Origin of the sequence: Pseudomonas pudica, assembly GCF_015680405.1 — a bacterium.
Classification (GTDB): Bacteria; Pseudomonadota; Gammaproteobacteria; order Pseudomonadales; family Pseudomonadaceae; genus Aquipseudomonas; species Aquipseudomonas pudica.
Genome location: NZ_JADLJS010000060.1, coordinates 1 through 22828, shown reverse-complemented (window position 1 = coordinate 22828; position 22828 = coordinate 1). Strand labels below are relative to the sequence as shown.

21 protein-coding genes are annotated in these 22828 nt (G+C 63.9%); 12 read left to right on the top strand and 9 right to left on the bottom strand.

All coding sequences use genetic code 11. The features are described 5' to 3' along the window. Positions 1–86: 86 nt before the first annotated feature. The 4 genes from IRZ77_RS24630 to IRZ77_RS24615 all read right to left on the bottom strand — a co-directional run bounded on the left by IRZ77_RS24630 (position 87) and on the right by IRZ77_RS24615 (position 4899). Complete coding sequence (locus IRZ77_RS24630) at positions 87–491, bottom strand: META domain-containing protein (RefSeq protein ID WP_085602067.1); 405 nt, start codon at positions 489–491, stop codon at positions 87–89. Beyond that, positions 488–925 (bottom strand): hypothetical protein, encoded by a 438-nt coding sequence (locus IRZ77_RS24625; protein ID WP_196174550.1) that lies wholly within the window; start codon positions 923–925, stop codon positions 488–490. The genes IRZ77_RS24630 and IRZ77_RS24625 overlap by 4 nt, the downstream gene beginning before the upstream one ends. A 31-nt stretch (positions 926–956) precedes the next feature. Beyond that, positions 957–1946, bottom strand: coding sequence for a 2-hydroxyacid dehydrogenase (locus tag IRZ77_RS24620; protein WP_196174549.1), 990 nt, complete (start codon positions 1944–1946; stop codon positions 957–959). 196 nt (positions 1947–2142) lie between these two features. Then, complete coding sequence (locus tag IRZ77_RS24615) at positions 2143–4899, bottom strand: response regulator (RefSeq protein ID WP_085602065.1); 2757 nt, start codon at positions 4897–4899, stop codon at positions 2143–2145. A gap of 193 nt (positions 4900–5092) precedes the next feature. On the opposite strand from IRZ77_RS24615, the gene IRZ77_RS24610 reads away from it, so the two are divergent. From IRZ77_RS24610 to IRZ77_RS24580, 7 genes are all read left to right on the top strand, one after another. Further along, positions 5093–5812 (top strand): response regulator transcription factor, encoded by a 720-nt coding sequence (locus tag IRZ77_RS24610; protein ID WP_085602064.1) that lies wholly within the window; start codon positions 5093–5095, stop codon positions 5810–5812. A 3-nt stretch (positions 5813–5815) separates the two neighbouring features. Continuing rightward, positions 5816–7207 (top strand): sensor histidine kinase, encoded by a 1392-nt coding sequence (locus tag IRZ77_RS24605; protein ID WP_085602063.1) that lies wholly within the window; start codon positions 5816–5818, stop codon positions 7205–7207. Between the two features lie 158 nt (positions 7208–7365). Continuing rightward, positions 7366–8265, top strand: a complete 900-nt coding sequence (gene cysM / locus IRZ77_RS24600; protein WP_023662461.1) for a cysteine synthase CysM — start codon at positions 7366–7368, stop codon at positions 8263–8265. Further along, on the top strand, positions 8266–9624 hold the full coding sequence (gene rlmD, locus IRZ77_RS24595; protein ID WP_046616656.1) for a 23S rRNA (uracil(1939)-C(5))-methyltransferase RlmD: 1359 nt from the start codon (positions 8266–8268) through the stop codon (positions 9622–9624). Between the two features lie 96 nt (positions 9625–9720). Beyond that, positions 9721–11961 carry a GTP diphosphokinase gene (gene relA, locus IRZ77_RS24590; protein ID WP_015269231.1) on the top strand — a complete coding sequence of 747 codons (2241 nt, stop codon included), beginning with the start codon at positions 9721–9723 and terminating at the stop codon, positions 11959–11961. Between the two features lie 145 nt (positions 11962–12106). Then, positions 12107–12940: a nucleoside triphosphate pyrophosphohydrolase gene (gene mazG / locus IRZ77_RS24585; RefSeq protein WP_025338013.1), complete on the top strand. Its 834-nt coding sequence runs from the start codon at positions 12107–12109 to the stop codon at positions 12938–12940. 26 nt (positions 12941–12966) lie between these two features. Then, a complete protein-coding gene (locus IRZ77_RS24580; protein WP_046616657.1) occupies positions 12967–13506 on the top strand; it encodes a DUF2058 domain-containing protein in 540 nt (179 codons plus the stop codon). Positions 13507–13551: 45 nt separating this feature from the next. On the opposite strand, the gene IRZ77_RS24575 is transcribed toward IRZ77_RS24580, so the two are convergent. From IRZ77_RS24575 to purM, 4 genes are all read right to left on the bottom strand, one after another. Next, on the bottom strand, positions 13552–13734 hold the full coding sequence (locus IRZ77_RS24575; RefSeq protein ID WP_046616658.1) for a hypothetical protein: 183 nt from the start codon (positions 13732–13734) through the stop codon (positions 13552–13554). A 228-nt stretch (positions 13735–13962) separates the two neighbouring features. After that, positions 13963–14673 (bottom strand): DUF3108 domain-containing protein, encoded by a 711-nt coding sequence (locus IRZ77_RS24570; protein WP_135002999.1) that lies wholly within the window; start codon positions 14671–14673, stop codon positions 13963–13965. Between the two features lie 8 nt (positions 14674–14681). Continuing rightward, entirely contained in the window at positions 14682–15335 is a 654-nt protein-coding gene (gene purN / locus IRZ77_RS24565; RefSeq protein ID WP_046616660.1) for a phosphoribosylglycinamide formyltransferase, read from the bottom strand. Beyond that, positions 15335–16393 (bottom strand): phosphoribosylformylglycinamidine cyclo-ligase, encoded by a 1059-nt coding sequence (gene purM, locus IRZ77_RS24560; protein WP_046616661.1) that lies wholly within the window; start codon positions 16391–16393, stop codon positions 15335–15337. Before purM ends, purN begins: the two co-directional genes overlap by 1 nt. 363 nt (positions 16394–16756) lie before the next feature. On the opposite strand from purM, the gene IRZ77_RS24555 reads away from it, so the two are divergent. From IRZ77_RS24555 to IRZ77_RS24535, 5 genes are all read left to right on the top strand, one after another. After that, on the top strand, positions 16757–17824 hold the full coding sequence (locus tag IRZ77_RS24555) for a DUF2066 domain-containing protein (protein ID WP_108480673.1): 1068 nt from the start codon (positions 16757–16759) through the stop codon (positions 17822–17824). A 12-nt stretch (positions 17825–17836) separates the two neighbouring features. After that, positions 17837–18910, top strand: coding sequence for an AI-2E family transporter (locus tag IRZ77_RS24550; protein ID WP_046616663.1), 1074 nt, complete (start codon positions 17837–17839; stop codon positions 18908–18910). Positions 18911–19062: 152 nt separating this feature from the next. Further along, positions 19063–19770, top strand: coding sequence for a DnaA regulatory inactivator Hda (gene hda, locus IRZ77_RS24545; protein ID WP_013971369.1), 708 nt, complete (start codon positions 19063–19065; stop codon positions 19768–19770). A 125-nt stretch (positions 19771–19895) separates the two neighbouring features. Beyond that, positions 19896–20549 (top strand): C40 family peptidase, encoded by a 654-nt coding sequence (locus IRZ77_RS24540; RefSeq protein ID WP_108480672.1) that lies wholly within the window; start codon positions 19896–19898, stop codon positions 20547–20549. 139 nt (positions 20550–20688) lie between these two features. Next, positions 20689–21222: a C40 family peptidase gene (locus IRZ77_RS24535; protein WP_046616665.1), complete on the top strand. Its 534-nt coding sequence runs from the start codon at positions 20689–20691 to the stop codon at positions 21220–21222. Here the strand turns inward: IRZ77_RS24535 and IRZ77_RS24530 are convergent. Further along, positions 21188–22534 (bottom strand): PQQ-dependent sugar dehydrogenase, encoded by a 1347-nt coding sequence (locus IRZ77_RS24530; protein ID WP_085602059.1) that lies wholly within the window; start codon positions 22532–22534, stop codon positions 21188–21190. The two genes, IRZ77_RS24535 and IRZ77_RS24530, sit on opposite strands and share 35 nt — an antisense overlap. Between the last annotated feature and the right edge of the window lie 294 nt (positions 22535–22828).

Below are 22828 nucleotides of genomic sequence, written 5' to 3'. Positions count from 1 at the left end.
CACAGGTACTGCACAGGGTTCATATGCTGTGCAGTACCTGTGGGAGCTGGCTTGCCGGCGATAGGGCCGGTACAGGCAATAGCGATTCAGCCTTCCTCAGGCCAGAAGCGCAGCGGCTTGCCTTCGGCCGGCCAGAAACGCATCTGCTCGATAGGCGACACATCCCAGCGCTGAACTGTTTCCAGCGCCTGCAGGAAGCGCTTTTCCTGCTCCATCAACGCCGGTGCGCAGAGCTTGCGGGTTTTGCCGACCTTGCCGAAGCTCAGATGCTCGCCGTCCAGTGTGTACGGCGCAAACCAATGGTTGCAGCCGCCGTTGCCATAGGCACGGCCATCGCTGGCCAGGGTCAGGGTGAGGTGGCTGTAATCGATCAGCGGCCGCTCGCCAATCCACTCCAGCACGTAGCTGCGCTCCTGCTGAAGCTTCGAAGGTTCAGCGGCGCAGCCGAGCAGGGCGGTGGCAACCAGCACGCCGGTCAGCAGGTTCTTCACTCGGCGCTCTCCTGGCAACGCGGACACAGGTGTTTTTCGCCACGGCTGGCCCAGCCCAGCTCGGCAACACGCGCGTTGGCGGCAGTCTGGCGGGCTTTCTTGCCCAGCTTGGCGTCCACCGCGAACTCGAAGTCCAGCACGGCGTCGCAGCTGTCGCACGCAACCTGCCAGGTGAGGATTTCCAGCTCGTGGAACACCGGGCCGCTGGCCACGGCAACCCACTGGCCGCGCGGGTTGATCAAGTGACGCACGCTCTCCACTGTCAGGCGCATGGACAAGTCCTTGCTGCCTTTGAGGGTAACCAGCAGGGTGTCGCCTTTGTGCATCGAGCCGCCGTTGCCGGTGACCTGGTAGCGGCCAGGCACCAGTGCGCGGCACTCGATCAGGGTGTGTTGCGGGTTGAAAAGGGTGTAGCGGAAATCGTGCTCGACCATGGGTCCTCCAGAAATGCCGCGTATCCTAGCACTAACCCGTCACCAGATTCTGTGGATCGCCTGCCGCCCAGCGATTGATGTTGTCCAGCGTGGTGGCGGCGATGGCATCCAGCGCCTCGCGGGTAAGGAACGCCTGGTGGGCGGTGATGATCACGTTTGGGAAGGTCAGCAGGCGGGCCAGTACGTCGTCCTGCAGCGGCAGGTCGGAGCGGTCTTCGAAGAACAGCTGGGCTTCTTCTTCGTAGACGTCCAGGCCCAGGTAGCCGAGCTGGCCGCTCTTCAGCGCGTCGATCAGCGCCGGGGTGTCGACCAGCGCGCCGCGGCCGGTGTTGATCAGCATGGCGCCGGGCTGCAATTGGGCCAGGCTTTGTGCATTGATCAGGTGCCGGGTGTGTTCGGTCAGCGGGCAGTGCAGGCTGATGATGCAGCCTTCGCGCAGCAACTCGGGCAATGGCAGGTAGCGCGCGCCCAAGGCCAGCAGCTCGGGGTTGGGGTAAGGGTCATAGGCCAGCAACTGGCAGCCGAAACCGGCCATGATACGGGCAAAGGCGGTGCCGATCTGGCCGGTACCGACCACGCCGACGGTCTTGCCGTGCAGGTCGAAGCCGGTCAGCCCGTGCAGGGTGAAGTCACCCTCGCGAGTGCGGTTGTAGGCCCGGTGCAGGCGCCGGTTCAGGGCCAGGATCAGCGCCACGGCATGTTCGGCCACGGCGTGCGGCGAGTAGGCCGGCACTCGCACTACGGTCAGGCCCAGGCGCTGGGCGGTGGCCAGGTCGACGTGGTTGTAGCCGGCCGAACGCAGGGCGACCAGGCGTGTGCCGCCCGCGGCCAGGCGTTGCAGCACCTGGGCGTCGAGTTCGTCGTTGATGAATGCGCAGACCACCTCGTAGCCATCGGCCAGGGCAGCGGTTTCGAGGGTCAGGCGGGCGGGCTGGAAGTGCAGGTCCAGGGTGGTGCCGCTGGCGGCCCGGGTGAAGCTTTCCTGGTCGTAGTGCTGGCTGCTGAACAACAGGGCGCGCATGGTGGGGCTTCCTATGCAGTGGTCTGGGGATTGTAGCCAGCGATGTTTGCCCGATATTGATCCATGCCGGCCAGGTAATTTCTTTGTAGGAGCAGCCTTGTGCTGCGAAGAGGTCGGTGGAGGCGGCCGTTAATGTATCGCCTGTACTGGCCTCTTCGCAGCACAACGCTGCTCCTACAAAGAATGTACTCGGGCTTCAAGCGCTCAATCTGGCCTGCGCCGCCAAGCGGTTGATTGCCGCATCCAGTTCGTCCAGTGCCTGCTGAGCCAGCGGGTTTTCCTGCTTGAGCAAGGTTTCGCTGCGCTGACACGCGGCCCGCAACTGCGGTACTCCGCAATAACGCGAGGCGCCATTCAGGCGGTGCACCTGTTCGATAAGGCCGTTGCGGTCGTTAGCCTCGCGGGCAGCGCGTATGGCTTCGCGGTCGGCTTCCAGCGATGTCAGCAGCATGCTCAGCATATCCGCCGCCAGGTCCGCCTTGCCGGCGGCCAGGCGCAGGCCTTCCTCGGGGTCCAGCACCTTCAGGTCATCACCATTAGCCAGTTGCTCGGCCAGGCGTTCCTGCTGCGGCGCGCCCAGGCTCAGGCCGGTCCATTTCATCACCACCTGTGCCAACTGCCGTTCACTGATCGGCTTGGTCAGGTAGTCGTCCATGCCACCGTGCAGCAACGCGCGCTTCTCGTTGGCCATGGCGTGGGCGGTGAGGGCGACGATCGGCAGCGGGTTGCCGCTTTGGGTGTTTTCCCACAGGCGGATCTGCTCGGTGCAGGCGCGGCCGTCCATGCCGGGCATCTGCACATCCATAAGCACCAGATCGAACGGCTCGTCCTGCACCGCCTGCACAGCCGCATAGCCATTGTCGACGGCCAGCACCTCGGCGCCCAGGTCTTCGAGCAGGGTCTGGACCAGCAGCAGGTTGGCGGGGTTGTCGTCGACGCAGAGGATCTTCGGCTGGCGCTGGCCGTTGACGCTGTTCACCTCGCCCTGCGGACGGCGCGGTTGCACCAGCTCCAGCAACAGGCGGCGCAGTTTGCGCGTGCAGGTCGGCTTGGACAGCAACTGGCCATGGCCGTTGGGCAGGTACGGGTGGTACAGCGCTTGCTCGGTGGTCGGGCACAGCACCACGCACTGGCAATGGTAGCGCTCGAGCTGCTGGTGGTAATGGCCCAGCTGCTCGGGCGACAGGTTGCCAAGGTTGGCCCCGAGCACGGCGAACTCGAACGGCAGGCCGGCCTGGTTGGCGGCCTGCACGCCCTGCAGCAGCTGGTCGTAGGAGGCGAACAGGCTGACGCTGAGGCCGCAGTCTTCCAGCTGGTGTTCCAATGCCTGGCGCGCCAGTTCGTGGCCATCGACGATGGCTGCGCGGCGGCCCAGCAGCGGTTGCAGCGGTAGTTCCTCGACACCGTCGTCGGCCTTGGGCAGGTTGAGGCTGATCCAGAACTGCGAACCCTCGCCCGGGGTGCTGTCGACGCCGATTTCGCCGCCCATCTGCTCGATCAGGCGCTTGGAAATCACCAGCCCCAGGCCTGTGCCTCCGGGCTGTCGGGCCAGCGAGTTGTCGGCCTGGCTGAAGGCCTGGAACAGTGTCCGCACATCCTGCGGCGACAGACCGATGCCGGTGTCCTGTACGCTGATGCGCAGCTGCGCACTGTCTTCGTGCTCGTCTTCGAGCATGGCGCGCACGACGATGGTGCCTTCGCGGGTGAACTTGATGGCGTTGCTGACCAGGTTGGTAAGGATCTGCTTGAGGCGCAACGGGTCGCCGATCAGCGACGATGGAGTATCGCGGTAGATCAGGCTGAGCAGCTCCAGCTGCTTGGCGTGGGCAGCCGGGGCGAGGATGGTCAGGGTATCCTGGATCAGATCGCGCAGGTTGAACGGGATGCTGTCGAGCACCAGCTTGCCGGCCTCGATCTTGGAGAAGTCGAGGATCTCGTTGATGATCCCCAGCAGGTTGTCGGCGGACTTCTCGATGGTGCTCAGGTAGTCCAGCTGGCGCGGTGTCAGCTCGCTTTTCTGCAGCAGGTGGGTGAAACCGAGGATGCCGTTGAGCGGGGTGCGGATTTCGTGGCTCATGTTGGCCAGGAATTCCGACTTGATGCGGCTGGCCTCCAGGGCTTCCTTGCGCGCCATGTCCAGCTCGATGTTCTGGATCTCGATGGTTTCCAGGTTCTGGCGCACGTCCTCGGTGGCCTGGTCGATGCTGTGCTGCAGCTCTTCGTGGGCATTGTGCAGGGTTTCGGCCATGCGGTTGATGCCGCGCGCCAGTTCGTCCAGCTCATGGCTGCCCATGGCGGGCAGGCGTTCCTCGAGGTGGCCGTCCTTTAGCTGGTTGACTGCGTGCTTGATGCGCTTGATCGGGTCGTTGATGGTGCGGCTCATGCGCAGTGCCAGCAGGCCGCTGAGCACCAGGCAGGCGAGGATCAGCAGCAGGCTGGTGAACAGGTTGCGATAGCCGCGCAGCAGGGTGCCGTCGTGGGACAGCTCGATTTCGACCCAGCCCAGCAGGCGTTCGGCTTCGGCCGGCACGGCATCGGTGGCCAGGTCGCGATGGTGGCCGAACACCGGCATCAGGTAGCGGGTGGCGTCATTGCCGCTGCGTTGCAGCAGCTGGGTGCCGGTACCGCCGCTGGGCGGCTGGTTGAGCATGCTCGGGCCGGCGTGGGCCAGGCGCGTGCGGTCCGGGGCCAGGAAGGCGACTGCGCGCACATCGGCCTGCTCCAGGGTTTGTGCGGCAATGCGCTCAAGTTGCGCCGGTGCCAGCTTGGCCATGGCGGGCGCGGCCAGCGGCGCCAGTTGCTCGGCGATCATCTTGCCGCGTTGCAGCAGCTGGGTGCGCAGGTCGTTCTGTTGCAGCCAGGTAAAGTAACTACCCAGCACCAGGGCCATCAGGCCGGCCGGCAGCAGGGCCAGCAGCAGGACCCGGCTGCGAATTCCCAAGCGATCGAGCACACTCGCCTCCTGTGATGTGCCTGGACGCCGTCAAGCGATGACGGCCAAGCCGGGAAGTTACTCCGCCTGCCGCGCTATTGCACCTCTTTAGTACGTGTTTTGCGCCCTTGCAGGGGCATTGGTCGCAGGGCGGTTGCCTGGCAGGCGCTGGATACTCAATAATTGCGCAATTGAGAATGCATGGCAGTTGCCAATGAATCCTGTAGCTATTCACAACTCCAATATTCTTGCCATCGAGGATGACCCGGTCCTGGGTGCCTACCTGCACGAAGAGCTGCAGCGCGGCGGTTTCCAGGTGACCTGGTGCCGCAATGGCCTGGAGGGCCTGGAAACGGCGGGGCGCCAGGCTTTCGACGTGGTGCTCATGGACATCCTGCTGCCAGGGCTCAACGGTCTGGATGCCCTCGCGCAGTTGCGCAAGCGCAGCGCCACGCCGGTGATCCTGATGTCGGCGCTGGGCGCCGAGGCCGACCGCATCAGCGGTTTCCAGCGCGGCGCCGACGACTACCTGCCCAAGCCGTTCAGCATGGCCGAGCTGCAGGTACGCATCGAGGCCATCCTGCGCCGCGTGGCGCTCGAGCGGCGCCATCAAACCCCGCAGGTGCGTGCCGGCAGCGGCGAATTGCAATACGACGAGGCACTGTACGATGTGCGCCTGGATGGTCGCCTGGCCGGCCTGACTCCCAGTGAATACCGCCTGCTCGACATCCTCAATCGCAACCTCGACGAAGTGCTGAGCAAGCCGTTCCTCTACCAGCAAGTGCTGCAGCGAGGCTATTCGCGGCACGACCGCAGCCTGGACATGCACGTCAGCCAGATCCGCCGCAAGCTCAAGGGCATCGGCTATCACGAACGGCAGATCCGTACCGTGTGGGGCAAGGGCTACGTGCTCAGCGCCAGCGAGGCGGAGTGACCCATGCTCGACCGCCATTCGCTGTTCTGGAAGCTGGCGTTCCTGTTGGTGGGCTTCTGCCTGCTGATGATCGGCCTCAGCTACACCTGGGGCCGCCACATGGAAACCCAGAACGCCTTCCTCTCGGAACCCGCGCGGCAGGCCTTGCGTGGCTATGCTGCCGAGGCCGAGCAGGCCTGGCGCAGTGGTGGGCGGGCAGGGCTGGACCGTTGGGTGGCAGTGATGCACCAGCGCGAACGCGGCTGGGTTGGCGTTCTCGACCTCAACCTGCGGCCGCTGGACAGCGCCAGCCTCGACCCGCAGATCATGCAGCGGCTGACCCGCCTGCGCGGTGTCGACTGGCCGATGAGTCGGCGCAGCGTCGAGCAGCCGTGGCTGCGCATACCGTTTCCGGGGGCTCCGGAGCAGGGCATGCTGGTGATCGAACTGCCGCAGCGCTTCAACCCCGGCCAGTACCGCATGCTGTGGCGCATCGTCACCAACGGCATCATCCCCGGCCTGTTCACCCTGCTTTTGTGCGTGGGCCTTTACCGCATGCTGATCGTGCCGTTGAATCAGTTGCGCGAGCAGGCAAATGCCTGGCGCGCCGACCAGTTGTCGGCTCGCCTCGACCCACGCACCATCGCCCGGCATGACGAGCTGGGCGAGCTGGCCCGAGCTTTCGACCAGATGGCCGAGCGGCTGCAGGGCACGGTATCCATGCAGCAGCAGTTGTTGCGTGACCTGTCCCACGAAATGCGTACGCCACTCAGCCGGCTGCGGGTGGCCTGTGATGGCGAAGCCGACCTGCAGCGCCTGCGTGAACGCCTGACACGGGAGGTGGACTGCATGCAGCAACTGGTGGAGGACACCCTGCAACTGGCCTGGCAGGACGCCGAGCGTGCGCCGATGAACCTGGAGCCGATCGAGGTGCAGGCGTTGTGGGAGCTGCTGGCCGAGAATGCCAGCTATGAAAGCGGCTGGTCGCTCGCGCGGCTGCGCTGCGAAGTGCCGGCCAACTGCTGGGTGCTGGGCAATCTGAACCACCTGGCCCAGGCGCTGGAGAACCTGTTACGCAATGCCATTCGACATTCGCCGGCCGATGGTGTGGTGCGCCTCGGTGGGCAGCGTGACGGCGGGTACTGGCGGTTGTGGCTGGAAGACGAAGGCGGTGGCGTGGCTGAAGAAGACCTGGAGCGGATCTTCGCACCGTTCTCGCGGCTGGACGGTTCGCGGCCCGGGGACGGCGGGTTCGGGCTGGGGCTGAGCATCGCCCGCAGTGCCATCCAGCGCCAGGGGGGCACCTTGTGGGCGCAGAATGGCAAACGCGGGCTGCGGTTGTGGATGCGCTTGCCATTACATGTGCCGGCCCCTTCGCGGGTGAACCCGCTCCCACAGGTTCATCACTACTCTTGAGGCCAGTGAAGTCCTTGTGGGAACAGGTTCACCCGCGAAAGGGCCGTACAGGCTATTGATATACCTTGTAGCTATATCCACCACAGATTGCGTGATATGGCCGGGAAGGGTTTGCCGGTATGATAGGCACCCCTGCCGTCCGGATTGTGAAATACGCCATGACCTTGCAGTACCCAACCATCGCCGATTGCGTCGGCAATACGCCCCTGGTTCGCCTGCAGCGTATCGCTGGCGAAACCAGCAATACCCTTCTGCTCAAGCTCGAAGGTAACAATCCCGCCGGCTCGGTGAAGGACCGCCCGGCACTGTCGATGATCACCCGCGCCGAACTGCGCGGCCAGATCAAGCCCGGCGACACCCTGATCGAAGCCACCTCCGGCAACACCGGCATCGCCCTGGCGATGGCTGCGGCGATCAAGGGCTACAAGATGATCCTGATCATGCCCGACAACTCCACCGCCGAGCGCAAGGCCGCCATGACCGCCTACGGTGCCGAGCTGATCCTGGTGACCAAGGAAGAGGGCATGGAAGGTGCCCGTGACCTGGCCGAGAAGCTGCAGGCCGAAGGCCGCGGCCTGGTGCTGGACCAGTTTGCCAACGGCGACAACCCCATCGCCCATTACAACAGTACCGGCCCCGAGATCTGGCAGCAGACCCAGGGCACCATCACCCATTTCGTCAGCTCCATGGGTACCACCGGTACCATCATGGGCTGCTCGCAGTACCTCAAGGAACAGAACCCGGCGGTGCAGATCATCGGCCTGCAACCCATGGAAGGCTCGGCCATTCCGGGCATCCGCCGCTGGCCGGAGGAATACCTGCCGAAAATCTTCGACGCCAGCCGTGTCGACCGCGTGGTCGACATGTCGCAGCAGGAAGCCGAGGAAACCACCCGCCGCCTTGCCCGTGAAGAGGGCATTTTCTGCGGCGTGTCTTCCGGTGGTGCAGTCGCGGCCATGCTGCGCCTGTCCCGTGAGGTGGAAAATGCCACGATGGTCGCGATCATCTGCGACCGCGGCGACCGTTACCTGTCCACCGGCCTGTTCGACCCGAGCTAAATGTCCAAGAAGAAAAGCAACAGCGGCCTGCGCTTCCAGCCGGCCGGCGGCAACCGCAGCCCCCAGGTCCCGGTCGGCAAGAAGCAGCGCCTGGAAATCGAGCGCCTGGCCGGTGACGGGCGGGGCATTGCCTTCCACGAAGGGCGCACCTGGTTCGTCAGTGGCGCCCTGGCCGGCGAGGCCGTGGAAGCGCGGGTGCTCAATGCCCGTGGCAAAGTGGTCGAGGCTCGCCTGGAGCGCCTGCTGCAGGCCAGCCCCGAGCGCCGTCAGGCACCGTGCCGGTATTACGAGCGCTGCGGTGGCTGCAACCTGCAGCACCTGCCGCACGAAGCGCAGCTGGCGCTCAAGCAGCGCACCCTGGCCGAGCAACTGCAGCGGGTGGCCGGCGTGCAGCCCGAGGAATGGGCTGCACCGCTGAGCGGGCCGGAGTTCGGCTACCGGCGCCGTGCCCGCGTGGCCGTGCGCTGGGACGCCAAGGCGCGTCAGCTGGAGGTCGGCTTCCGTGCCGAAGCCAGCCAGGACATCATTGCCATCGATGATTGCGCGGTGCTGGTACAGCCCTTGCAATCGATTCTGCGCCACTTGCCGACCGTGCTGCGCTCGCTGAGCAAGCCGCAGGCGCTGGGCCATGTGGAGCTGTTCAGCGGCACTGCCGAAGCGCTGCTGGTGCGCCATGTTGCGCCGTTGCCGGCTGAAGACCAGGCCAGGCTCCAGGCGTTCTGCCAGCAAGCCAATGCCCAGCTGTGGCTGCAGGGCGAAGGTGAGCCGGCGCCAGTGGACCCGGCCGCTCAACTGGGCTTTGCCCTGGCGCCCTGGCAGCTGGAACTGGCCTGGCGCCCAGGTGACTTCGTGCAGGTAAATGCCCAGGTCAACACGGCGATGATCGAGCAGGCCCTGGCCTGGCTCGCACCTCAGGCCGATGAGCGCGTGCTGGACCTGTTCTGCGGCCTGGGCAACTTCGCCCTGCCCCTGGCCCGGCAGGCGCGTGAGGTGGTTGCAGTCGAAGGTGTGCAGGCCATGGTCGATCGGGCCGCAGCCAATGCCCGGAACAACAATGTGCATAACGCACGGTTTTTTCAGGCCGATTTATCGCAGCCTTTGGCGGGCGCCGGATGGGCCGCCGAGGGCTTTTCTGCGGTACTCTTGGATCCACCGCGCGACGGTGCTTTCGAGGTGGTGCAAGGCATCGCCCGCCTCAAGGCCAGAAGACTGGTCTATGTATCGTGCAACCCGGCCACGCTGGCGCGAGACGCCCAGGTGCTGGTCGGCCAGGGGTACCGGTTAAAAAGGGCCGGGATTCTCGACATGTTTCCTCAGACGGCGCATGTCGAGGCCATGGCGTTATTCGAAGCGGGCTAGCTGACTGGCCCCTTGGTGCGGCTTTCACGGAAGGGTGGCCGCACGGTGATCGCCAGCGCACCCGCGTGGTGCGCTGTATGGAAAGGTAAAACAAAGATGGTACAGGTGAGAGTGCACCAGCCGGTCAATACCGACGGCAGTATCAATCTCGAAGCATGGTTGGACCATGTGGTAAGCGTCGATTCGGCACTGGATCGCGCAGCGCTGAAAGAGGCCTGCGAGTTTGCCCATGAAGTCGAGAAAAAGGGCAACCCGGCCAAGCATTCCTGGGCGGACGGTACGTCCAGCTTCCAGGCGGGCCTGGAGATCGCCGAAATCCTCGCCGACCTCAAGCTCGACCAGGATTCCCTGGTGGCGGCGGTCATCTACCGCTCGGTGCGCGAGGGCAAGGTGACCCTGGCCGAGGTCAGCCAGCGCTTCGGCCCGGTGGTGTCCAAGCTGATCGACGGTGTGCTGCGCATGGCTGCGATCAGCGCCAGCCTCAGCCCGCGCCAATCGCTGGTGCTGGGTTCGCAGGCGCAGGTCGAGAACCTGCGCAAGATGCTCGTGGCCATGGTCGACGACGTGCGCGTGGCGCTGATCAAGTTGGCCGAGCGCACCTGCGCGATCCGAGCGGTCAAGGCCGCCGACGACGAGAAACGCCTGCGCGTCGCGCGCGAAGTGTTCGACATCTATGCGCCACTGGCCCACCGCCTGGGTATCGGCCACATCAAGTGGGAGCTGGAAGACCTGTCCTTCCGCTACCTTGAGCCCGATCAGTACAAACAGATTGCCAAGCTGCTGCACGAGCGCCGGCTGGACCGCGAGCGCTTCATCAGCGAGGTGATGAACCAGCTGCAGAACGAGCTGCTGGCCACTGGCGTCAAGGCCGACATCAGCGGCCGGGCGAAACATATCTATTCGATCTGGCGCAAGATGCAGCGCAAAGGCCTGGAATTCAGCCAGATCTACGATGTGCGCGCGGTACGCGTGCTGGTGCCGGAAATCCGCGACTGCTACACCGCGCTGGGCATCGTGCACACCCTGTGGCGGCATATCCCCAAGGAGTTCGACGACTACATCGCCAACCCCAAGGAGAACGGCTATCGCTCGCTGCACACCGCGGTGATCGGCCCCGAGGGCAAGGTGCTGGAAGTGCAGATCCGTACCCACGGCATGCACGAGGAAGCCGAGCTGGGTGTTTGCGCCCACTGGCGCTACAAGGGCACCGACGTCAAGTCCAGTTCCAACCATTACGAAGAGAAGATTTCCTGGCTGCGCCAGGTGCTGGAGTGGCACGAAGAGCTGGGCGACATCGGTGGCCTGGCCGAGCAGTTGCGGGTCGACATCGAGCCGGACCGGGTCTACGTGTTCACCCCGGACGGCCATGCCATCGACCTGCCCAAGGGTGCCACGCCGCTGGACTTCGCCTACCGCGTGCACACCGAAATCGGCCACAACTGCCGCGGCGCCAAGATCAACGGGCGCATCGTGCCCCTCAACTACAGCCTGCAGACCGGCGAGCAGGTCGAAATCATCACCAGCAAGCACGGCAACCCCAGCCGTGACTGGTTGAACTCCAACCTGGGCTATGTCACCACCTCGCGGGCCCGGGCCAAGATCGTGCACTGGTTCAAGCTGCAGGCACGCGACCAGAACGTCGCTGCCGGCAAGACCTTGCTCGAACGCGAGCTCAGTCGCCTGGGCCTGCCGCAGGTGGATTTCGAGCGCTTGGCCGAGAAGACCAACGTCAAGACCGCGGAAGACATGTTCGCCTCGCTCGGTGCCGGCGACCTGCGCCTGGCGCACCTGGTCAACGCCGCCCAGCAGCTGCTTGAGCCCGAGCGCATCGAGCAGATCGAACTGGTACCACGCAAGCCTACCGGGCCGCGTACCGGCAAGCGTGGTGATATCCAGATCCAGGGTGTCGGCAACCTGCTGACGCAGATGGCCGGCTGCTGCCAGCCGCTGCCGGGTGACGCCATCGTCGGCTACATCACCCAGGGCCGCGGCGTGAGCATCCACCGCCAGGACTGCGCCTCGGTGCTGCAGTTGGCGGGCAAGGAGCCGGAGCGCATGATCCAGGTCAGCTGGGGGCCGATTCCGGTGCAGACCTACCCGGTCGACATCGTCATCCGTGCCTACGACCGCCCGGGTTTGCTGCGCGATGTATCGCAGGTGCTGCTGAACGAGAAGATCAACGTGCTGGCGGTGAACACCCGCTCCAACAAGGAAGACAATACCGCGCTGATGTCGCTGACCATCGAGATTCCAGGCCTGGATGCGCTGGGGCGCCTGCTGGGGCGGATCTCGCAGTTGCCGAACATCATCGAGACGCGGCGTAATCGTACCCCTTGATAATCTGGATTGGGGCCGCTGTGCGGCCCATCGCCGGCACGCCAGCTCCTACAGGTACCCCGCAGGTCTCAAGTCCTGTGCAATACCTGTGGGAGCTGGCTTGCCGGCGATCGGGGGCAAAGCCCCCGCCAAGGAATAGCTGACCATGACCTACACCCTCGAAGACCTGCTGCACCTCATGGCCCGACTGCGTGACCCGCAGTACGGCTGCCCGTGGGACCTGAAGCAGAACTACGCGAGCATCGTCCCTCACACCATCGAAGAGGCCTACGAGGTTGCCGACACCATCGAGCGTGGAGACTTCGAGCACCTGCAAGGCGAGCTGGGCGACCTGCTGTTCCAGGTGGTCTACTACAGCCAGCTGGCACGTGAGGAAGGGCGTTTCGAGTTCGACGGCGTGGTCGACAGCATCACCCGCAAGCTCATTCGCCGTCACCCGCATGTGTTCCCCACCGGCGAGCTGTATGCGCCGGTGGACACTCCCAGCCTGAGCGAGGCCCAGGTCAAGTCGCGCTGGGAAGAGATCAAGGCCGAAGAACGCGCAGAAAAGAGCCAGCCCGAACAGCTCTCGTTGCTCGACGACGTGCCGGCGGCATTGCCGGCATTGTCGCGGGCAGCCAAACTGCAAAAGCGCGCAGCCACGGTCGGTTTCGACTGGCCTGCGGCTTTGCCGGTGCTGGACAAGGTCCGCGAAGAGCTGGACGAAGTGCTGCAGGCCATGGCCGACGGCGATGCCGATGCGCTCGAGGATGAAATCGGCGACCTGCTGTTTGCCGCCGTGAACCTGGCCCGCCACCTCAAGCATGACCCGGAACACGCCCTGCGCCGTGCCAACCGCAAGTTCGAGCGGCGTTTCCGCTTCATCGAACAGGCATTGCGCGACAGTGGCCGACCCATCGAAGATTGTAACCTTGACGAACTGGATGCCCTTTGGGGTGAAGCCAAACGTCAGGAAAAGAACCTGCCCAGCTGCGGCTGAGCTGTTGCATAAGTGAGTGAACATTCATGAGCCTTTCCCTTCGCGACCAACTGCTCAAAGCCGGTCTGGTCAACCAGAAACAGGTTTCCCAGGCCAACAAGGCCGAGAAGAAACAGAAACGCCTGGAGCACAAAGGCCAGGTCGAGGTGGACGACAGCCAGCAGCGCATGGCCAAGGAAGCCATGGCCGAGAAAGCCAAGCGTGACCAGGAACTGAACCGCCAGCAGCAGGAAAAAGCCGAGCAGAAGGCCCGCGCCGCGCAGATCAAGCAGTTGATCGAAGCGACTCGCCTGCCGAAGTTGAACACCGAGGACTACTACAACTTTGTCGACGACAAGAAGGTCAAGCGCATTGCCGTCAATGCCCTGATGCGGACCAAGCTGAGCAATGGCGCGCTGGCCGTGGTGTCGTTTGGCGGCGGTTACGAGGTGATCCCTCGTGAGGCGGCGGTAAAGATCCAGGAGCGCGATCCCAGCCGTATCCTGTTGCTGAATACCCATGTCGAGGAAGCGGACGAGGATGACCCGTATGCGGCCTACAAGATCCCTGATGATCTGATGTGGTAAGCACGAAAAACCCCGCCTTGGCGGGGTTTTTCATTTGAAGGTGGGTCATTGCGAGGCGCGCTGGTTTTCCAGGTTTTCCAGCTCTGTACGGTACTGGTGCGCTTCATGTTCATTGTGGAACATCCCCACCAGCTGGCCCTGTTGGTGCACATCCCAGATCCGCACACCAGCGGCCAGGCCTTCGTGGGACATTTTCGATTCGTCGCGTTCGGTTACTTGGACTGTCATCGTCAAACTCCACTGCTTCAGTTGGCTGCGACACTGTGTCGCACAACCTCTTTATAGAGTTTGTTAGCAGGCTAAGTAAATAAAACGGGCATGAAACAAGTTTCATGAAGCTGGAAGGTGTATTGCCTGGGCTTGCCGGCGATAGGACCGGTACAGACAGGACAGAAACGTCAGGCAGAAAAAAGCCCCGCACAAGGCGGGGCTTCGGGTACTGCTGGCAGCGCTGGCTCAGTTGCCCTTCACAGGCTTGCCATCGACCGTGCCATCCTGCAACACGATCACGTATTCCTTGCCATCGGTCTCGACCTGGCGCAGTTGCACCAGCAGGTAGTCCCAGTTCTTGGCGAACCACAGCTCGGTGATGCGCTTGCTCTGGCTTGGGTCGCGCACGCGCTCGACCTTCACCGCATCGACCTGGCCGGTCTTGGTAGTGACCTTTTCGGTGCCCAGCACCCGGAAGTCGTAGGTGTCGATCTCGTCACCGTCGACCACCTGATAAGTCATGCTCTTCTTGCCGGCGGCCACGTCATGCTGCAGGGCCAGCTGGTAGGACGACTTGTCCAGCACGCCGCGGTTCAGCGGCAGGCTGATGGCATCGCCACGGTCGCTGCCGGTGACCTTCTTGCTGTTCCAGTCGAAGCTCAGGTCGACTTTCTTGGCCTTGCCCAGGCCGCCACGCTCGAAGTGGTATTTCTGCGGCAGCAGGGTGTCGTTGTCCAGACGCAGGGTGCTTTGCTCGGTCAGGCTGGCGATCATCATGGAAGCCTTGAAGTTAAGGTCCCAGGTACCGTTGGCATTCTTGACCAGGCTGCGCTCGGCGGTGCCGCTCATGGGCAGTTGCTTCCAGTCTGCGGTATAGCTGGCCGAGAAAGGCTTCAGATCAGCTGCCTGGAGGGGCAGGGCGAGCACGGCGAGAGCCAAGAGCAGGGCGCGACGCATAAGTTCTCCTAGGATCGAATCAAGTGACCGCTGGCCGCCAGGGGCTGGCCATCCAGTAATGCACCCTGTTCGCCAAGGCGCAAGCGCCCTTCGGCGAACCAGCGCACCGCCAGCGGGTAAATCAGGTGTTCCTGGCGGTGTACCCGCTGGGCCAGGCTTTCAACGGTGTCGTCTGGCGCCACCGGTACCACAGCCTGTACGACCAGTGGGCCGCCATCGAGTTCCTCAGTAACGAAGTGTACGCTGCAGCCGTGCTCGGCGTCGCCTGCCTCCAGCGCCCGGCGGTGGGTATGCAGGCCCTTGTATTTGGGCAGCAGCGACGGGTGGATGTTGAGCAGGCGGCCCTGGTAGTGGCGCACGAAGTCGCCACTTAGGATGCGCATGAAACCGGCCAGCACCACCAGGTCCGGGGCGAAAGCGTCGATGCGCGCCATCAGCGCGGCATCGAAGGCTTCACGCCCGTCGAACTGGGTGTGCTCGAGCACGACGCTGTCGATGCCGGCCGCCGCGGCGCGTTGCAGGCCGTAGGCATCGGCGCGGTTGGAAACCACCGCACGGATGCGCACCGGGCTTTCCTGGCCTTGGCAACTGTCGATCAGGGCTTGCAGGTTGCTGCCGGAGCCCGACAGCAGTACCACTACATTGCAGGTATTGCTTGGCATCAGTGTGCCTTGAGGTTCTGCAGGTCGACCTGGGCGGCGCCCTCGGCGGCTTCGGCGATGTGGCCGATCACCCATGGCTGCTCGCCAGCGGCGCGCAGTTCGTTCAGGGCAGCTTCTACCTGATCCTGGGCCACGCAGATGACCATACCGACGCCGCAGTTCAGCACGCGGTGCATTTCATGCTCGTCGACGTTGCCTTTTTCCTGCAGGAAGTCGAACACCGCCGGACGCTGCCAGCTGGCCACGTCGATGACCGCCTGGGCGTTGGCCGGCAGTACGCGCGGGATGTTGTCCAGCAGACCGCCGCCAGTGATGTGGGCCATGGCCTTGACCGCGCCGGTGTTCTTGATCAGCTGCAGCAGCGGCTTGACGTAGATGCGGGTCGGCGCCATCAGCAGGTCGGTCAGTGGCTTGCCGTCGAGCTGGGTGTTCTCGATGTCGGTGGCGGACACTTCGAGGATCTTGCGGATCAGCGAGTAGCCGTTGGAATGCGGGCCGGAGGACGGCAGGGCGATCAGTGCGTCACCAGTGGCAACCTTGGAGCCGTCGATGATCTCGGCCTTTTCCACCACGCCGACGCAGAAGCCGGCCAGGTCGTAGTCTTCGCCTTCATACATGCCAGGCATTTCGGCGGTTTCACCGCCGACCAGCGAGCAGCCGGCCAGTTCGCAACCGGCACCGATGCCGGTAACCACGGTGGCGGCCACGTCGACGTTCAGTTTGCCGGTGGCATAGTAGTCGAGGAAGAACAGCGGCTCGGCGCCGCACACTACCAGGTCGTTGACGCACATGGCGACCAGGTCCTGGCCGATGCTGTCGTGCTTGTTCAGGTTCAGTGCCAGGCGCAGCTTGGTGCCGACGCCGTCGGTGCCGGAGACCAGCACCGGCTGCTTGTAGCCGGCCGGGATCTCGCAGAGGGCGCCGAAGCCGCCCAGGCCACCCATGACTTCAGGGCGTGCGGTGCGTTTTGCCACGCCCTTGATGCGTTCGACCAGTGCTTCGCCGGCGTCGATGTCTACACCGGCGTCCTTGTAGCTCAGGGAGGGTTGCTTGCTCATTGATCCAGGCCTTTAGGAGGGAGGGATTCTTAAAAACGACCATGACGGCCAAGGCCGGCTGGTAAGCGGCGGCTGCCTGAAACGTCAGTGGTCTGTGAAGGCGCGCGATTTTATCAGGGTTGCCGGGCAGCGGCCATCCTCAGGCCGACGGGCAGGGCATGAAAATAGGTAAAAAGTCGGGGGTGTACGCCACAAGGGCTGCGCCATGCACGCGCAGGTGCTGAACCTGTTGCGGCGAACACCTGTCAGACCCATCACATCTCCCCGGCAATTTCCGCAACCAATCTTTCATGCTCGCGACTGGTTACCTTGCGCCCCCATGTATAAGGTATAGGCATTGCGGTAAGTGGACAGGAATCCTCCATGCGTCTCTTCAATATTCTGGCAGTCGGTTGCCTGGCCATGATCTCGGCCACTGCCCAGGCTGAAAGCGTCTCCGGCCTGTACCAGGTGCGGGAACCGGTATCCGGGCAGGGCGCCGAAGCCCGTGCCGCGGCTACCGCCCAGGCCCTCGATACCCTGGTAACGCGCCTTACCGGCGACCCCAAGGCAGCGCAAAGCCCGGCATTGGCCGGGCTGCGCAAGGACCCGCAGCAAATCATCAATCAGGTCGCCAGCGAAGCCGGGCCACCCGAGTCGGTGCTGGTCGAGTTCGACCCTGGCAGTACCGAACGGGCCTTGCGCAAGGCCGGCCTGGCCTTGTGGAGCAGCAACCGCCCCTCGATCCTTGGCTGGTGGCTGAACGACAGTGTCGAAGGCAGCAACCTGGTCGGTGACGGCCAGGCCAGTGCCCAACCCCTGCGTCGTGCCGCCCAGCACCGCGGCCTGCCGTTGCGCCTGCCGCTGGCCGACCTGCAGGAGCAACTGGTGGCCAATGCCGAGCAGATCGAAGGCAGCGACCCTGCGGCGCTGCGCGAAGCCTCAGGGCGCTACGGCGCGGATGCCTTGCTGGCAGTGCATGCCCGGGAAGCCGACGGCAAGTGGCAAGGCAAATGGCAGCTGTGGCTGGGCGACCAGCGTGAACAAGGTACTGCCGAGGGTGCCGACCCGGCAGCGTTGGCCGACGCCGTGATGCTGGCGCTCAGCAGCCGCCTGGCCCCGCGCTACGTCACCCGCCCGGGTGCCAGCAGCCAGTTGCAGGTGCAAGTGCAAGGGATGAACCTGCAGCGCTATGCCGAACTGGCCCGCGTGCTCGAACCCTTTGGCCCGCGCCTGCGAGTCGCTGAAGGCAGCACCTTGACCTACGGCGTGACCGCCAACCGCGAGCAGCTGCGCGCCCAGCTTGGCCTGGCCAAGCTGCAGGAAGTGCCGGTAGAGCAGGCGCCCGCTGTGCAGCCCCCTCCAGCTCCGGCAGACGCTGCCGGCGCCGGGCAACCAGTGCCGGCCCAGCCAGCACCCAAGCCGTTCGACGGTTTGCGTTTTCGCTGGTAAGGGGAGCACACCGTGACCGACGTACGTCGTTGGATCTGGCTGGGCGTTGCCCTGCTGGTCGCTGTGCTGCTTTACAGCCTGCACAACATTCTTACCCCGTTCCTGGTCGGCATCCTGCTGGCCTACCTGGCCGACCCGCTGGTCGACCGCCTGGAGCGCCTGGGGCTGTCGCGCACCTGGGGCGTGGTGGTGGTTTTCGGCCTGTTCACCTTGCTGTTGCTGGCGTTGCTGCTGGTGTTGGTGCCGCTGCTGGCAAAGCAGCTGGTGCGCCTGTACGAACTGGCGCCGCAGATGCTCGACTGGCTCGAGCACGTGGCGCTGCCCTGGGTGCAGAGCCGCCTGGGCCTGGCTGACGGTTTCTGGAAGTTCGACAAGATCAAGGCCGCGATCGGCACGCACATGGGCCAGACCACCGATATCGTCGGCGTGCTGTTGTCCCATGCCACCGCCTCGGGCCTGGCGCTGATGGCCTGGCTGGCCAACATGGTGCTGATCCCGGTGGTGGGTTTCTATCTGCTGCGCGATTGGGACCTGATGATGGCCAAGCTGCGCGGCCTGCTGCCGCGCCAGCGTGAGCCGCAAGTGATGGGCCTGGCGGGCGAATGTCATGAGGTGCTGGGGGCGTTCGTGCGCGGGCAATTGATGGTGATGGTGGCCCTGGGCATCATCTATTCGGCCGGGCTGATGCTGGTGGGACTGGAACTGGGGCTGCTGATCGGCATGCTCGCCGGGTTGGCTGCCATCGTGCCGTACATGGGCTTCATCATCGGCATCGGTGCTGCCTTGGTGGCTGGCCTGTTCCAGTTCGGCGGCGACCTGTACCCGATGCTGGGCATCGTCGCGGTGTTCATGGTCGGGCAGGCGCTGGAAGGCATGGTGCTGACCCCGCTGCTGGTCGGCGACCGTATCGGCCTTCACCCGGTGGCGGTGATTTTCGCGATCCTGGCTGGCGGTGAGCTGTTCGGCTTTACCGGGGTGTTGCTGGCGTTACCGGTGGCGGCGGTGATCATGGTGCTGCTGCGGCATGTGCATGACCTGTACAAGGAATCGGACATGTATGCCGGGGATATCGACCCGGAGTTGTGATCCTGGGGGCTGCAACGCAGCCCCATAATGGCGCAACCTGTTGATTTTACTTGTGCTATCCGCAGCCGTGATTGTGCACCCCGCGCTGCGGGTATAGACTTTGCACATTGTTCACCAAAGGCCCCCTGCGGTCCTGTCGACCGCCCGCGAGCATGAAACCACCGATCCAGTTGCCCCTGGGTGTGCGCCTGCGCGATGACGCCACCTTCATCAACTACTATCCGGGCGCCAATGCCGCGGCGTTGGGCTACGTCGAGCGGCTATGCGAAGCCGACGCCGGCTGGACCGAGAGCCTTATCTACCTGTGGGGCAAGCAAGGTGTTGGCCGTACCCACCTGCTACAGGCCGCTACCCACCGCTTCCAGCAACGCGGCGAGCCAGCCGTCTACCTACCGCTGGCGCAATTGCTCGATCGTGGCGTAGGGCTGCTCGACTACCTGGCCCAGTACGAACTGGTGTGCATCGACGACCTGCACGTGATCGCCGGCAAGGCTGACTGGGAAGAGGCCATGTTCCACCTGTTCAACCGCCTGCGTGACAGCGGCAGGCGCCTGCTGCTGGCTGCCTCGGCATCGCCGCGCGAACTGCCGATCAAGCTACCCGACCTGAAGTCGCGGCTGACCCTGGCCCTGGTGTTCCAGATGCGTGGCCTGTCCGATGAAGACAAGCTGCGAGCCCTGCAACTGCGTGCTTCGCGCCGCGGCCTGCACCTTACCGACGAAGTCGGCCACTTCATCCTCACCCGCGGTGCGCGCAGCATGAGTGCGTTGTTCGACCTGCTCGAACGCCTCGATCAGGCCTCGTTGCAGGCACAACGCAAGCTCACCATCCCTTTCCTCAAGGAAACCCTGGGCTGGTAACCCCGAAAACGCTGGGCCAGAGCGGCAAAACAAAAAAGTCACATCTTTTTCGATAAAATTTGCAAATGGCCATGATAGAGGGCATAGTTTCACCCTTCTAAAGGATTACAGACACGGTCGTGCCCATGCTGAAGCGCTTCGCACCCCTCGTGCCACTCGCACTCGTGACCCTGCTTTTTGGCTGCGCGGCCCAAGGCCCAGCTTCTCATCCAGAGGCGCAGTCCCAGGATCAAACCCCGATCGCCGCACAATCGGCGTTCAAGGCCAAAGCCTCTTCCTCGTCGGTATTCGGCGAGCCGGAAGAACTGGCCACCGAAGATGACCTGGAGGCCTTCTCCAGCAGCAAGCCTTACCAACTGCCAGCGCTGGCTGACAGCATTCTCGAGCGCGGCATGTCGCTTATCGGTACCCGCTACCGCTTCGGTGGTACCTCGGAGAAGTCCGGCTTCGACTGCAGTGGTTTCATCGGCTACCTGTTCCGCGAAGAGGCGGGCGTTACCCTGCCGCGTTCCACGCGTGAAATGATCAACGTCGATGCCCCGAAGGTGGCCCGCAACAAGCTCAAGCCGGGTGACCTGCTGTTCTTCAGCACCAACGGGCGCGGCCGCGTCAGCCATGCCGGTATCTACCTGGGTGACAACCAGTTCATCCACTCCAGCAGCCGCCGCAGTGGTGGCGTGCGTATCGACAGCCTCGGTGACCGCTACTGGAGCAAGACCTTCATCGAAGCCAAGCGTGCCTTGGCCATGGCGCCGACCACCAATATCGCGCGCAACTGATAGCAAAATGATATATCCTGCCGCGGCGGCGATGCTTTGAAAAAAGCTCGCCGCCGTGCGCATTTATAGAAAGCGTCTAATCTAAATTCTCAATTCTTTTCGGCTGCGGCCCAGCGGACTCAGACAGGATGTTCTGGCCATGGTAAAGATGGCGCGCTTCGCATTTCTCTCCTTGGCAGCCTTGCTGGCTGCCTGCTCCAGCCGTGCGCCTGCGCCGGCCCCTGTGGTACAGCCGCAGGTAACCTATAGCCAGCCCAGCCCTTCGCCGATTGCCGATGACGTGCTGATGCGTGCTATCGGCCTGGTGGGTACGCCTTATCGCTGGGGCGGCAACACGCCGGATTCCGGTTTCGATTGCAGTGGCTTGATCAAGTACGTCTACCGTGATGCTGCGGGCATAAGCTTGCCGCGTTCTACGCGTGAGATGATCGTCATGCGCGCGCCAACCGTGGATGCCAAGTCGCTGCAGTCCGGCGACCTGGTGTTCTTCGCCACCAATGGCGGCTCGCAGGTCAGCCATGCCGGCATATATGTGGGGGAGGGGCGCTTCGTGCATGCACCTTCCAGCGGTGGCACGGTGCGCCTGGACTACCTGTCCAACAGCTACTGGGCCAAGGCTTACCTGCAGGCCAAGCGCGTCATTCCGCAAGGGCATCTGGCGCAGAACCCCTGAGGACAGGCGGGGCTTTGCTCACTCGCCAGACCACATTGCCGACATCATCGGCCACCAGCACGCCGCCACGCCCGTCGGTGATTACGCCGACCGGGCGCCCTTGGGCCTTGCCATGCTCATCAAGAAACCCGGTAAGCAGGTCCACCGGCTTGCCCGAGGGTTTTCCTGACGGGTCGAACGGTACGAAAATCACCTTGTAGCCACTGTGTGGCTTGCGGTTCCACGACCCGTGCTGGCCCACGAATGCCCCTTGTTCGAAGGGCGGTGGTAGCCCGTTCGGTTCGGCGAATGCCAGCCCCAGCGATGCCGTGTGTGGACCCACTGCGTAGTCGGGCACCAGCGCCTGGGCCACTTTTTCAGGCGCTGGCGGTTGCACTCGCTCGTCCACGTGGCTGCCATAGTAGCTGTAGGGCCAGCCATAGAAACCGCCGTCCTTGACGGAAGTGATGTAATCCGGTACCAGATCGCTGCCGATCTCGTCACGCTCGTTGACTGCCGTCCACAACGCACCGCTGTGCGGCTCCCAGGCCAGGCCGTTAGGGTTGCGCAGGCCGGTGGCGAACAGGCGGTGCTGGCCGCTGGCGGGGTCCACTTCCCAGATCGCGGCGCGTCCCTGTTCCTTGTCCATACCGTTTTCGCCTACGTTGCTGTTGGAGCCTACTGTCACGAAAAGCTTCCTGCCATCAGGGCTGGCGATCACGTTCTTGGTCCAGTGGTGATTGAGCGGCCCGCCTGGCAACTCGACCACCGGTTGGCCTTCATTGCGAATTTGCATGGCACCGGGCTCATAGTGAAAGCGCAGCAACCTGTCGGTGTTGGCCACGTAGAGGTCCTTGCCGACCAGGGCCATGCCGAACGGTGAGTTGAGCTCTTCGATGAAGGTCGTTCGGATTTCGGCGACGCCGTCGTGGTCGGCATCACGCAGCAGGGTAATGCGGTTGGCGCTGGGCACGCTTGCACCTGCCCGCTTCATCACCTTCTTCATTACCCAACCGCGCAGGCCCTTGCCATCTTCGGGCTTGGGCGGGGCATTGGTTTCGGCCACCAGTACGTCGCCGTTGGGTAGCAGGTATAGCCAGCGAGGGTGGTCGAGCCCGCTGGCGAACGCTTTCACCTCAGTGCCTGGTGCTGCTTCGGGCTTGACGTCCTTGGGCCAGCCCACTGCTGGGGCGATATTCACCGTTGGGAGGGTGGTCTTGACTGGAGCGGGCAACTGGGGCGTTGGACCACTGCCTTCGAGTACATTCAGCAGTGCGGTTTCGCCGCAGGCCGTCAGGCTGGCGGCCAATAACCAAGGCGTCAGGTGTTTCATGGGCGGCGACCTCCTAACAGGGCCTATGAATTGAGAGGTCGGTGACATTCGCCAGGTTCCCGGAACCATCCAACTGTCTTGCCTTGCCTTGCCTTGCCTTGCCTTGCCTTGCCTTGCCTTGCCTTGCCTTGCCGTTGCTTTTGCTTTTGCTTTTAAGCGCGCAATAGTTCAGGCGCCGCCGATTGCGACTTCAGGAGGCCGAGCGGAGGGACTGCGGAGGGAGGTGACGGGCATGGATGCCCGTCAAGCGCTGAGGCCCCATGGATGGGGCCTGCAGCGCGTACTCCCGGGAGC